Annotated in this window: 15 protein-coding genes; 7 read left to right on the forward strand and 8 right to left on the reverse strand. The window is 66.1% G+C overall.

The genetic code is table 11. The annotated features are described in order from the left end of the window. Window positions 1-20: 20 nt before the first annotated feature. The 3 genes from nhaA to ACZ60G_RS19830 all read left to right on the forward strand — a co-directional run bounded on the left by nhaA (window position 21) and on the right by ACZ60G_RS19830 (window position 2,792). Window positions 21-1,280: a Na+/H+ antiporter NhaA gene (gene nhaA, locus ACZ60G_RS19820; RefSeq protein ID WP_465811615.1), complete on the forward strand. Its 1,260-nt coding sequence runs from the start codon at window positions 21-23 to the stop codon at window positions 1,278-1,280. After that, window positions 1,277-1,792: a phage holin family protein gene (locus ACZ60G_RS19825; protein ID WP_465811497.1), complete on the forward strand. Its 516-nt coding sequence runs from the start codon at window positions 1,277-1,279 to the stop codon at window positions 1,790-1,792. The genes nhaA and ACZ60G_RS19825 overlap by 4 nt, the downstream gene beginning before the upstream one ends. Window positions 1,793-1,856: 64 nt before the next feature. After that, window positions 1,857-2,792: an alpha/beta fold hydrolase gene (locus ACZ60G_RS19830; RefSeq protein WP_465811498.1), complete on the forward strand. Its 936-nt coding sequence runs from the start codon at window positions 1,857-1,859 to the stop codon at window positions 2,790-2,792. A gap of 124 nt (window positions 2,793-2,916) precedes the next feature. Here the strand turns inward: ACZ60G_RS19830 and ACZ60G_RS19835 are convergent, their stop codons facing one another. Genes ACZ60G_RS19835 through nth form a run of 4 tightly spaced genes read right to left on the reverse strand, consistent with a single transcriptional unit; the run spans window position 2,917 to window position 6,135 of the window. Then, the gene (locus ACZ60G_RS19835; RefSeq protein WP_465811499.1) at window positions 2,917-4,110 is read right to left on the reverse strand and encodes a MarP family serine protease; all 1,194 of its coding nucleotides are present in this window, start codon (window positions 4,108-4,110) and stop codon (window positions 2,917-2,919) included. Continuing rightward, window positions 4,107-4,826: an NUDIX hydrolase gene (locus ACZ60G_RS19840; RefSeq protein ID WP_465811500.1), complete on the reverse strand. Its 720-nt coding sequence runs from the start codon at window positions 4,824-4,826 to the stop codon at window positions 4,107-4,109. The genes ACZ60G_RS19835 and ACZ60G_RS19840 overlap by 4 nt, the downstream gene beginning before the upstream one ends. Beyond that, window positions 4,823-5,458, reverse strand: coding sequence for a TlpA family protein disulfide reductase (locus tag ACZ60G_RS19845; protein ID WP_465811501.1), 636 nt, complete (start codon window positions 5,456-5,458; stop codon window positions 4,823-4,825). The genes ACZ60G_RS19840 and ACZ60G_RS19845 overlap by 4 nt, the downstream gene beginning before the upstream one ends. Further along, window positions 5,455-6,135 (reverse strand): endonuclease III, encoded by a 681-nt coding sequence (gene nth / locus ACZ60G_RS19850; protein WP_465811616.1) that lies wholly within the window; start codon window positions 6,133-6,135, stop codon window positions 5,455-5,457. The genes ACZ60G_RS19845 and nth overlap by 4 nt, the downstream gene beginning before the upstream one ends. 244 nt (window positions 6,136-6,379) lie before the next feature. Between nth and ACZ60G_RS19855 the strand changes: the two genes are divergently transcribed. Together ACZ60G_RS19855 and ACZ60G_RS19860 are read left to right on the forward strand one after the other, a co-directional pair. Further along, window positions 6,380-6,622: a hypothetical protein gene (locus ACZ60G_RS19855; protein WP_040686056.1), complete on the forward strand. Its 243-nt coding sequence runs from the start codon at window positions 6,380-6,382 to the stop codon at window positions 6,620-6,622. Between the two features lie 147 nt (window positions 6,623-6,769). Next, window positions 6,770-7,444, forward strand: a complete 675-nt coding sequence (locus ACZ60G_RS19860) for a Crp/Fnr family transcriptional regulator (protein ID WP_011206875.1) — start codon at window positions 6,770-6,772, stop codon at window positions 7,442-7,444. Window positions 7,445-7,508: 64 nt separating this feature from the next. Here the strand turns inward: ACZ60G_RS19860 and ACZ60G_RS19865 are convergent, their stop codons facing one another. Genes ACZ60G_RS19865 through ACZ60G_RS19875 form a run of 3 tightly spaced genes read right to left on the reverse strand, consistent with a single transcriptional unit; the run spans window position 7,509 to window position 8,951 of the window. After that, a complete protein-coding gene (locus ACZ60G_RS19865; RefSeq protein ID WP_465811502.1) occupies window positions 7,509-8,303 on the reverse strand; it encodes an MBL fold metallo-hydrolase in 795 nt (264 codons plus the stop codon). A gap of 9 nt (window positions 8,304-8,312) precedes the next feature. Further along, entirely contained in the window at window positions 8,313-8,771 is a 459-nt protein-coding gene (locus tag ACZ60G_RS19870; RefSeq protein WP_465811503.1) for a RidA family protein, read from the reverse strand. 18 nt (window positions 8,772-8,789) lie between these two features. Further along, window positions 8,790-8,951 (reverse strand): DUF4177 domain-containing protein, encoded by a 162-nt coding sequence (locus ACZ60G_RS19875; protein ID WP_085998464.1) that lies wholly within the window; start codon window positions 8,949-8,951, stop codon window positions 8,790-8,792. A 368-nt stretch (window positions 8,952-9,319) separates the two neighbouring features. Here ACZ60G_RS19875 and bagA point away from each other — a divergent pair, with 368 nt between their 5' ends. Next, window positions 9,320-10,339: an ATPase BagA gene (bagA, locus tag ACZ60G_RS19880; RefSeq protein ID WP_465811617.1), complete on the forward strand. Its 1,020-nt coding sequence runs from the start codon at window positions 9,320-9,322 to the stop codon at window positions 10,337-10,339. Further along, on the forward strand, window positions 10,336-11,475 hold the full coding sequence (gene bagB / locus ACZ60G_RS19885) for an ATPase BagB (RefSeq protein ID WP_465811504.1): 1,140 nt from the start codon (window positions 10,336-10,338) through the stop codon (window positions 11,473-11,475). The genes bagA and bagB overlap by 4 nt, the downstream gene beginning before the upstream one ends. Before the next feature lie 113 nt (window positions 11,476-11,588). Here the strand turns inward: bagB and ACZ60G_RS19890 are convergent, their stop codons facing one another. Beyond that, the gene (locus ACZ60G_RS19890; protein WP_040686051.1) at window positions 11,589-11,912 is read right to left on the reverse strand and encodes a WhiB family transcriptional regulator; all 324 of its coding nucleotides are present in this window, start codon (window positions 11,910-11,912) and stop codon (window positions 11,589-11,591) included. Window positions 11,913-12,098 lie beyond the last annotated feature (186 nt).

Consider the following 12,098-nt stretch of genomic DNA (forward strand, 5'->3'; position numbering starts at 1 on the left):
CTGGCGGAAGGTTTCCCGTGATCACCCAAGTGCGCTCGGAGCTGACCCGGTATCTACGCACCGAAACCGTTGGTGGCGCGATACTTCTGATCGCGGCTGCTGCCGCGTTGCTATGGGTGAACTCGCCGTGGGGCCAGAGCTACTTCACCGTCACCGAGTACGTCCTGCCGATCAAGGCGCTGCATCTGGATCTCACCGTCGCGGACTGGACCAAGGACGGTCTGCTGGCCATATTCTTCTTCGTCGCCGGATTGGAGCTCAAACGCGAGCTGGTGGTCGGCGAACTCGCCGATCCAAAACGGGCCCTACTTCCGATCATCGCGGCGGTCGGCGGCGTGATCACCCCGGCGCTGATCGCATTCGCGGTCGGATTCGGCGTCGACGGGATGGACCGTGGCTGGGCGATTCCGGTGGCGACCGATATCGCGTTCGCGCTGGCTGTGCTGGCCATGACCGGATCCCGGATCCCGGCCAGCGCGCGGGTCTTCCTGCTCAGCCTCGCGGTGGTCGACGATCTGCTCGCCATCATCCTGATCGCGGTGCTGTTCACCACGACGCTGTCGGCGCTGTGGCTGCTGGGCGCGGCGGCCTGCTTCGCGGTGTGGGCGCTGGCCCAGCACAGGCGGATATCCACACCGCTGCTGTATGTGCCACTGGCGCTGGTCTCCTGGTACGCGCTGCACCAGGCGGGCATCCATCCGACGCTGGCCGGTGTCGCGCTCGGTCTGCTCACCAGGGTGCGCAAGGATCCGGGCGAGACCGAAGCCCCGGCAACGCGGCTCGAGCATGTGATCCAGCCGATCTCGGCCGGACTCTGCGTGCCGCTGTTCGCCTTGTTCGCCTCCGGAGTTCCGTTGGACGGCAAGGTTTTCCAGCACCTGTTCAGTGACAGGCTGCCGCTGGCCATAATTCTCGGACTACTGCTCGGCAAGACTGTCGGTATCTTCGGAATCAGCTGGGTGGCAATCCGATTGGGCATTGCGAAGCGTCCGGTCAGCCTCGGCTACCGGGACATGTTCGCCCTCTCGGTGCTCGGCGCGATCGGCTTCACCGTTAGCCTTCTGGTGGCAGAACTCGCGCTGACCGACGTCGGTGACGGCTCGGCCGTCGAATTGGCGAAGGCCGCGGTGTTGGTGACGTCAATGACGGCGTCGCTCGCGGGTTCGGCGCTACTGTTGCGGCGTGGGCGTGTCCACCAGGCGCGGCGGGACGCGCGTGCGATAGAACGAGAGACTGAGGCGGAAGCAGTGCCGGGACAGGGAGAAGGGTCGACCAAGTGAGTTTCGCAAACGGCGGTAACGGGGATGAGTCGCGTCGCGACCGCACTGTCACCTCGATTCCCCTCTCGGACGCCAACCCGGCCGGGTCGGCGAGCTTCGGCACCCTGGTCCGCGATGCCACCGAGCAGATGTCGACGCTGGTGCGGGCCGAGGTGGAGCTGGCCAAGGCCGAGGTGACCGGGGAGATCAAGAAGGGGCTGCAGGGCAGCGTCTACTTCATCCTCGCGTTGACCGTGCTGCTGTTCAGCACCTTCTTCTTTTTCTTCTTCCTCGGCGAGCTGCTCGATGTCTGGCTGGCGCGCTGGGCGGCGTTCCTGATCGTGTTCCTGCTGATGATCGTCGCGACGGCGGTGCTCGCCCTGCTCGGCTATCAGCGGGTCAAGAAGCTGCGGGCGCCGGAGAAGACGATCGATTCGCTCAAGCAGGCGCGCACGGTACTGCCGAGCGGATTCGGCTCGCACGAGGAGCCCCTCGCGCTCGCGGAGCCGACGCAGTCGAAGTCGCGCGGGTAGCGGCCGGAGCGGTACGGCAGCGTCGACTAGGCGGTTAGCCGGACCCCTACTAGGCTCGGTCGGCGTGCCGTCGAACTCGTTTCCCGATCCGTCCAGCGTCCGTTACGACGGTCCGTGGACGCATCGGGACGTGCACGCAAACGGGATTCGGTTCCATGTCGTCGAGGCCGAGCCGGACCGCCCGGACGCACCGCTGGTCGTCCTGCTGCACGGATTCGCCGACCTCTGGTGGTCCTGGCGGCATCAGCTGACCGGACTCGCGGAACTCGGCTATCGCGCGGTCGCGGTGGATCTGCGCGGCTACGGCGACAGTGATAAACCGCCGCGCGGCTATGACGGTTGGACGCTGGCCGGTGATATCGCCGGCCTCATCCGCGCCATGGGCTATTCCGAGGCCACGCTGGTCGGACATGCCGACGGCGGCCTGGTGTGCTGGACCACCGCGGTGTTGCATCCACGACTGGTGCGCTCGATCGCACTGGTGAGTTCCCCGCATCCGGCCGCGCTCAAGAGCGCGGTACTGCGGGACCGGCGTCAGCGGCGCAGCTGGCTGCCGAATTTCCTGCGCTATCAGCTGCCGCGCTACGGCGAACATCTGCTGACCACCGGCAACGGCTTCGAGGTCGAGCGGCTGCTGCGCCAGCGGGTGAGCCGAACCTGGTCGGGCACCGCCGAATTCATCGAGACGGCCGATCGGATGCGCTCGGCCATCCAGATCCCGGGCGCGGCGCACTGTGCGCTGGAATACCAGCGCTGGGCCTTCCGCAGTCAGTGGCGTCCGGATGGCCGGCGGTTCATGGCCACCATGCGAGTGCCGATCCGCATTCCGGTGCTGGCCATGCGCGGTGAACTCGACGGCTACATCCTGCCCGCGACCTTCCAGCGCGGCCGCCGGTTGTCACCGCAGCGGCGACAGGTCGTGATTCCCGGCGCGGGTCACTTTGCGCACCAAGAGAACCCGGAAGCCGTCACGATGGAGTTGGCCAAGCTGCTCGGGTAGCCCGGTTCCAGCCTGGACAATTCGTCGAGCAGCGTGGCCCGGACATGTCGCGAACCTCGGCACTGTGGCCGAGCCGGGCCAGATCGGGGCGACCGGCTCGCATAGTCGGTCGCCCCACCCGGTCTCAGCTCAGTACGCAGGCTCCGGTCTGAATCGGCGTATTCGACCCGGGCGCGGCCACCAATTGCGCACGCACCTCGTTCAGCGTCAGCACATAACCGGTGTCATCGTCGGTGACAGCGGCACCGAAGACCACACCGAGTACCTGCCCCTCGGTATCCACCAGCGGCCCACCGGAATTACCGGCCCGCACCAAACCCCGGACGGTGTAGACCTCACGCTCGACCGTGCCGTTGCGATAGATGGTCGGCCCGGTCAGATCCAGCGTCTCGCGCACCCGAGCCGCGCTGGCCGTGTACGGTCCACCGCCCGGGTAGCCGAGCACGATGGCACTGTCGCCGGAGTGCGCGGCCGAGGGCGCCTGCGGGACGATCGGGGCGGTGAGGCCGGGCACCGCGAGCACCGCGACATCCTTGGACGGATCGAACAGCACCACCGTCGCCTCGAGCGGGCCGCGCGCGGTATCCACGCTGACGCTCGTCGTACCCGCGACCACGTGTGCATTGGTCATCACGCGTTCGGGCGCGATCACGAAGCCCGAACCCTCCAGCGCCCGCTGGCAGCTCGGCGCCACGCCGCGGATGCGCAGCACACTCTGCTGCAGCGAGGCCGCGACCGGGCTGGCGAGCACGCCGGGGTCCGGCGGTTCGACCGCCGCGATCGGCGCGCGACCGAACGGTCCGATGACATCCGGCAGCCCGGAGGTGTTGAGCAGCTTGGAGAATTCGTTCGGCAGCCGCCGCAGCCAACTCGGAGAGACATCGTTGACGTCGGCGAGCACCTTCGAACCGTTGATGGCGGCGGCGATGGCCGGCTGGGACGAGGTGGCCAGCGGCAACGCCAGCAGCCATGCGGTGACCAGCACCGCGACCGCCTGCAGCACAGCGCCGACGACGCTGTCCACACTGCGGGTGAACGGATGCCGCATACCGCCGCGAGCGGCCCGGCCGAGCACCATGCCCGCGACCTCACCGACGATGACCAGCAGCACGATCAACAGCACGCCGGTGAGCACCCGCGGTCTGCCCTCGTTGACATGGATCAGGATGTGCGGCGCGATGAGAATGCCCGCGACCGCGCCGAGTACGACGCCCAGAAAGGCCAGCGCGGAGGCCACCGCGCCCTGCCGCCAACCGGAGGAGGCGGCAAGCAGCGCGAGCAGCACCACCGCGATATCGAGCCAAGCCGATGAACTCATAACGTCATCCCTACGGCCGCCAGCGCGGACTCTAGATCGCGAACATCGCTGTGGTCCCAGTCCCGTTCCCACCCGGCGGTCTTGCAGATGCCCGCCAGAATGCCGCCGGTCAGTCCCCACACCAGCATTCCGTCCACCTGGAATGCCGGACTCTGATAGCCGAGGCTGCCGCGCACCATGAAGCGATTCGCCGGGTCCAGCAGGTCGGCGAGCGGCACCCGCACGACGCGTTCGGTCTCGGTGTGGTTGACCACGTGGACCGCCCTCGGGGTGTGCCAGTAGGCCACCACCGGGGTCACGTCGAATCGGGACGGGGGCACGAAAAGTTTCGGCAGTACCGCAAAGGGTTCGACGCCCGCACGCGCCAGCCCGGTCTCCTCACAGGCCTCGCGCAGGGCGGTATCGATCGGACCGGAGTCGCCGGGATCGACCGCCCCGCCGGGAAAGGCGACCTGACCGCGGTGCTGGCGCATGGTGGACGCGCGCTGGGTGAGCAGCACATCCGCATCGGCGGGCAGCCCGCCCGGCGCCTCGGGATCGGCTTCGGGCGAACCACTGAACAGCACGAGCACTGCCGCCTGCCGCGGTGTGGTGCTGATCGTCATGGCCCGCCGGACCGCCCGCGCCAAGGACAGCGTGTCGGTGGAATCGGTATTCGGGTCCGCCGCTCGGCGCAGCCATTTCGGGATGCTGTCCGGCATGGGGATCTCGGTCATGCCGCAACTCCCAGATCATTCGCGACCGTATCGGCGATATCGTCGACGCCGTTGAAGGCCCGCACCACCACCTCGGCGACCGAACCATCGGCGCGCAACAGCACCGATACCGGTAGCACCGCGGGCGCACCGACCGCGGTTCGCACCTTGGTGCGCGGGTCGAGGACGCCGGGCAACGTCACCCTCAGGTCGGTCAGCAGCGCGAGCGCCCTCGCCTCATCCGGATCGCTGTGCACGGTCAGCACGGTAATCGCGTTTCCGGCCCGTCGCGCGTACTCCTGCACATCTGGCAACTCTTTGGCGCACGGTCCACACCAGTACGCCCACAGGTTCAGCAGTGCCGGTTTGCCCGCGAGTGCGGCCGCCAGGTCGACCGGTTTGCCATCGGACAGACAGGTCAGCGCGAGTCCGGCAAGCGGCCCGCGTCCCACCGCATCCGCCGCGGGCGTCGGGCAATTCGCGAGCCCGGCGGCGGTGCGCGCCTCGACCGATGCGCTCGCAAGGGAATTCGCCGAGTGGTCGCCGCTCATCGCGGTGTCGTCGTTATCGCGGGGCCACAGCGCGACCGCCAAGGCCACCACGGTGATCAACCCTGCCAGCGCCAAACGCGCCGCGACAGGAGTTCGTCTCACCGGCCCACCAGCTCGAGCAGATGCTCCGCCTCCGGACCCTTCACCAGCTTGGCCGCGGTTTCCGGATCGGTCGGCCCGACCCCGAACGACGGGCAGTCCTTGGCCAGAATGCAGACACCGCATGCGGGCTTGCGGGAATGACAGACCCGGCGCCCGTGGAAAATCACGCGATGGGACAGCATTGTCCATTCCTTGCGTTCGATGATCGCGCCGATGGCGTGTTCGACCTTCACCGGATCGTCCTCGGTGGTCCACGCCCAGCGGCGCACCAGCCGGCCGAAATGGGTGTCGACCGTAATGCCGGGCACCCCGAAGGCGTTGCCGAGGATGACGTTGGCAGTCTTGCGGCCGATGCCCGGCAACTGCACGAGTTCGTCGAGGGTGTGAGGCAATTCACCATCGAAGCGTTCGACCAGCGCCTGCCCGAGCCCGATCAACGAACTGGTCTTGTTGCGGAAGAAGCCGGTCGGCCGGATGTATTCCTCCAGCTCGGCGCGGTTTGCCTCGGCGTAGGCGCGGGCGTCCTGATACTTCGCGAAGAGCGCGGGTGTGGTCAGATTCACCCGCTCATCGGTGCACTGCGCGGAAAGTATTGTCGCAACCGCCAATTCGAGCGGTGTGGTGAAATCCAGCTCACAGTGCGCGTCCGGAAAAGCCACCGCGAGAGTGCGGTTCATCCGGCGGGCCCTTCGGGTCAGGCCGAGCTGGGTTTCCGCTTGTCGCGCTCGGGATTTGCGCTTCGGCGCGGGGACCGCGGCGGGTTGCGCATCGGTCGCCTCGACGGCAGGCGCAGGCCCGCTCACGGCAGCAGTGGAGGGGGAGACACGCACGCGTCCACCATACGGAACCACTCCACAACGGTGCCCTCCTAGATCTCTTGCCGTGTTCCATCTGAGACCTAGACCGTGTTTACTGCTCGTCATGCAAGGACTCGCTGTGGTGCTCTTCCCAGTGGTGCTGATGTTGTTTGCACTGGGCATGGAGCGGGTCGAGAATCGGCTCCGCAAACTTCTCGAACCCGACGAAGAGGTTCAGCAGTACCTGGACAAGGCAAGCAACGCCGAAGTGAAGGAGCTGACGAAGCTCGGACTGCCCGCCGCGGTGGCACGGATGCGCAGGCGTCGGTCCCGTGGCGAAGAGCTGGACGTCGCACGCGCCAGCTGAATCCCCTACCAACCCGGTACCTGGCACGCCGCGCAATCGACTCGTTACGTGGTGTCTGTCACTACGCTGCTGTATGCCGCGTAGACTGCGCTGTTGGCCGAATCGCTTCGGTCCAGGACAGAGCCATTTCCCATAAGGAGCACATTCGTGGACGAGGCCCTCGCCAGAGCAGGCATCTTCCAAGGCGTAGAGCCCACCGCGGTGGCGGCTCTCGCCAAACAACTGCAGCCCGTGGATTTTCCGCGCGGCCATGTCATCTTCAACGAGGGCGAGCCCGGCGACCGGTTGTACATCATCACCTCCGGAAAGGTGAAGATCGGACGACGTTCCCCGGACGGCAGGGAAAACCTGCTGACCATCATGGGTCCGTCGGACATGTTCGGTGAGCTGTCGATCTTCGACCCGGGTCCGCGCACCTCGACCGCTACCACCGTGACCGAGGTCCGTGCGGTCACCATGGACCGTGACGCACTCAAGTCCTGGATCGACCAGCGGCCCGAGATCGCCGAGCAACTGCTGCGCGTTCTCGCCCGTCGTTTGCGCCGCACCAACAACAACCTGGCCGACCTGATCTTCACCGACGTCCCCGGCCGGGTCGCCAAGGCGTTGCTGCAGCTCGCGCAGCGGTTCGGCACCCAGGAGGCCGGTGCGCTGCGGGTCACCCACGACCTCACCCAGGAAGAGATCGCGCAGCTGGTCGGCGCCTCCCGCGAGACCGTGAACAAGGCTCTGGCCGACTTCGCGCACCGCGGCTGGCTGCGGCTGGAGGGCAAGAGCGTGCTGATCTCCGACTCCGAGCGCCTGGCCCGCCGCGCGCGCTGACGCATCTGAACGCGAAAGCACGCTGAGTTCAGCTACCAAATGAACTCAGCGTGCTTCGGTGTTTCTAGTTCTGCTCGGCGCGCAGGTATTCCAACTGCGCTTGCACCGAACTGCGTGCCGCCGGCCAGAGCCGCTTGTCGACATCGGCATAGACCTTGCGCACAACCGACATCGCACCCGCGTTCGGTCCCAGCACGCGCAATGCCGCCCGCACCTGATCGAGCCGCTCCTGCCGATGCGCGATGTAGTACCGCGCGATCGGTTCCAGGTCAGGATGATCCGGACCATGTGCGGGTAGCAGCGCGCGGCCCGCACCCGCCTCGACCAGCAAGTCCAGCGATGCCAGGTAATCGGCGAGGGTGCCGTCGGTGGAATCGAGCACGGTGGTGCCGAAGCCGAGGATGGTGTCACCGGTCAACACCGCATCGTCGAGTACGAAACTCACCGAATCCTTGGTGTGGCCGGGGGTGTCGAGGACGGTGATCCGCAGTCCGGCGGCCTCGATCACCTCGCCGTCGACCAGCGGCGCATCCGAACCGCGCAGGAATTCGGCGGTCCTGGCCCGCACCGGCGTACCTGTCAGCTCGACCAGCCGGTCGATACCACCGGTGTGATCGTGATGCCGGTGCGTGATCAGGGTGAGCGCGATATTGCCGTCGGTGAGGCGGGCGAGCGTCTCGCTGTGCGCCTTATCCTTCGGTCCCGGATCGACGAGGACGTATTCCGACTGTCCCGGCGCGCGCAGCAGCCAGGTATTTGTCCCCTCCAGCGTCATCTGGCCGGGATTGTCCGCGAGCACGACCGCCGCGGTCGGCGTGACCTGCCGCAGCCGGCCGTATGCGGGATGGGTGAGCGTCATCGAACCTGTCTAGCGCACTTCGGCGATCAGTTCGACTTCGACGGGGGTGTTGCGGGGCAGTTCGGCGACGCCGACCGCGGAGCGCGCGTGCACGCCCGCATCACCGAAGACCGCACCGAGCAATTCCGAGGCGCCATTGATGACCTGCGGCTGATCGGTGAATCCCGGTGCGGAGGCGACGAATCCGACGACCTTCACGATGCGCACCACCGCGTCGAGCCCGACCAGATCGTGCACTGCGGCAATCGCGTTCAGCGCGCAGAACTTGGCCGCCTCCTTGGCCTGTTCGAGCGAGACCTCCGCGCCGACCTTGCCGGTCGCCGACAGCTGGCCGTCCACGAACGGCAGCTGACCGGAGGTGTAGACCAGCGATCCGGTGCGGATAGCCGGAATGTAGGCGGCGACCGGTGCCACGACCGGCGGCAGGGTCAGGCCGAGCTTGGCGAGGTTCTTCTCCCACTGGGTCATAAGAGCAAGTTCCTTCGGTTACTTGGGGCGCTTGAGGTAGGCGACGTGCTGTTCACCGGTCGGGCCGGGCAGCACGGTCACCAGTTCCCAACCGTCGGCGCCCCACTGGTCCAGGATCTGCTTGGTCGCATGCGTCAGCAACGGAACGGTGGCGTACTCCCACACCTTCGAATCACTCATGGCTGTAACTTTGGCAGCGCCTTCGGCGCTGCGTGTTCGCGGCCCCCCGATGTCTCGCGTCCGACCCTTTCGAGCGACCTGCAAGCAGTCGCTAGCGGCGCCGTCGAGACTCGCGACTTCGTCGCATGCGCTTCGACGACTCGACTGTGTTCTATGGCCGCGCCTTCGCGCGGACGCGAGACGGGCCGCGAACGGTCGCTCGTAAGACTCGCTCCGTTGTGGTCGATAGAGCGGGTATCTCACCTTGCGGCAAACTCTGCAGCCCGCCGTCTGGGACAGAATCGCTGGAAAATGAGGCGCTGACCATATCGCTGGGACGCGACGTCAGAACGGGTTATAGGCTCGCGATCGTGGGAGTACCAACAGCAGTGCCTATTTCGGCGGAGCCAGGGCCGGAAACGGGTTGGCCGGAGCGCGCGGATAAGGCCCGCTTGCACTATGTCTCCGGCAAAGGGGGAACCGGCAAGTCGACGGTCGCCGCCGCACTGGCACTCGCGCTGGCCGCGGGCGGACGGCGGGTGCTGTTGGTCGAGGTGGAGAGCAGGCAGTCCATTGCCCAGTTGTTCGATCTGCCGCCGCTGCCGCCCACCGAAACCAGGATCGCCACCGCTGACGGCGGCGGTGAAGTAGTCGCGCTCGCTCTCGATATCGAGCACGCCTTCCTCGAATACCTCGACATGTTCTACAACTTGGGCTTCGCCGGGCGGGCGATGCGCCGGGTCGGCGCCATCGAATTCGTCACCACGATTGCACCCGGTCTGCGCGATGTCATCTTGACCGGCAAGATCAAGGAATGCGCGGTCCGGGTAGATAAACAGGGCAAGTCCGTATTCGACGAAATCGTCGTCGACGCACCGCCGACCGGACGGATCGCCAGCTTCCTCGATGTCACCCAGGCCATGGTCGAGGTGGCCAAGGGCGGCCCGATCGCCTCGCAGGCCGAGGGCGTCTCGCGGCTGCTGCACTCCGATCAGACGATGATCCACCTGGTCACCCTGCTCGAGGCGCTGCCGGTGCAGGAAACCGCCGACGCCGTCGCCGAACTCACCGCCAATGACCTGCGGATCGGCACCGTCATCGTGAACCGGGCGACCAAGGGCCAATTGCCGGCCGACGTGCGCAATAAAGCCGCACAGGGCGATATCGACCGCGACGCCATTCGCGCCGGACTCACCGAGACCGGAATTTCCCTGTCGGACCAGGACTTCCAGGGCCTGATCACCGAAACCGTCGAGCATTCGGCCACTTTGCGGGCACAGGACGAAAGCGCCGCCGAACTCGCGAAGGTGGATGTATCGCGGATGTATCTGCCCGCGCTCGCCGACGGCATGGATCTCGGTGGCATCTATGAACTTGCCGAACATCTGAGCAAGCAGGGGGTCCGATGAGTAATCCGAATGTGGCCACGCCACTAGATGTTTCGAGCATTATCGCCGATCCCACCGCGCGGGTGGTGGTCTGCTGCGGCTCCGGCGGCGTCGGCAAGACGACCACCGCGGCGGCCATCGGATTGCGCGCGGCCGAGCAGGGTCGCAAGGTCGTGGTACTCACCATCGACCCGGCACGTCGGCTGGCCCAGTCACTCGGTGTCGCCGATCTGGACAACACCCCGCAGCGGGTGGCGCTCGGTCCGGAGGCCAAGGGCGAATTGCACGCGATGATGCTCAATATGCGGCGCACCTTCGACGATATGGTGCTCGAGCACACCAGTCCGGAGAAGGCGGAGCAGATTTTCGCCAACCCCTTCTATCAGACGGTCGCCTCCTCGTTCGGCGGTACGCAGGAGTACATGGCGATGGAGAAGCTCGGTCAGTTGGCCGGGCGCAAGGAGTGGGACCTGATCGTGGTCGACACTCCTCCGTCCCGCAATGCGCTCGATTTCCTCGATGCGCCGCAGCGGCTCGGAAACTTCTTGAACGGCAGGATGATCCGGGTCATCATGGCTCCCGGTCGCGGCGTCACCCGATTGGTGACCGGTGCGATGAGCCTGGCCGTGCGCGGTGTTTCGACCATTGTCGGCGGGCAGATGCTCAAGGACGCGTCGAATTTCCTGCAGTCACTGGAGTCGCTGTTCGGTGGTTTCCAGGATCGCGCGGATCGCACCTACGCGATGCTGTCCAAGCCGGGCACGCACTTCCTGGTGGTCGCGGCGGCCGAACCGGATGCGCTGCGCGAGGCGTCCTTCTTCGTCGACCGCCTCTCGACCGAACGCATGCCGCTGGCCGGACTGATCTTGAACCGGACCCACCCGATGCTCAGTTCGCTGTCCGCCGATCATGCGCTGACCGCCGCCGATCAGCTCACCGAAACCGATCCGCTGACCGCCGCGGTGCTGCGCATCCACGCCCAGCGGGTCGCTACCGCCAAGCGCGAGCAGCATCTGCTGCACCGGTTCACCGGTGCGCATCCGCGGGTGCCGATCACCTCGGTGACCGCCCTGCCCTTCGAGGTCTCCGATCTGGAGGCGCTGCGCGCCGTCGCGGCGCAACTCACCGATGCGCACCCGGTCGAGGTGACCGCCTGAGGCGTTATCGGCGGCGAAATCTATTGAGCGACTGTGTCATTCTGATGTCGGTTTGATATAGACCCATTAACGAAGCTGAGCCCGCAATCGCGGGCTCGGCTTCAGTTCCAGGGTTAGATTGCGATTTGATGTTGACGCTGGGCTTGGAAAAAGTCCGCCCAAGACGTCACCTCCGGGTGCTGCTTGAGCAGCGCACGACGCTGTCGTTCGGTCATTCCACCCCACACGCCGAACTCGACTCGATTGTCGAGTGCATCGGCCCCACACTGCATAAGCACCGGGCAATGCCTGCAGATCGTCGCCGCCTTGCGCTGCGCCGCGCCGCGGACGAACAGTTGATCAGGGTCTACTTCCTTGCATCGGGCCTGGGCTACCCAGGCGATCCTTGCTTCGGCCTGCTCTACGTCCAATCGAGCGATGGGGGTTGTCATGTGCATTTGGTGTGCCCCTTTGCAGTCCGAACACCGGGTCAACGGCGCTCCAGAATCGCGTGTCAGTGTCGCAGCAACCCAAACCCCGCTGCGAACTGCACCACATTCCACTTTGAGTGTTAGCTCTATCACACTGGGTTCTCAATCTAGGTAAAGGTATGGCTTCTGCGCAAGACCGTCCCGAGACTTTTT

The organism is Nocardia sp. NPDC102475 (assembly GCF_055584605.1).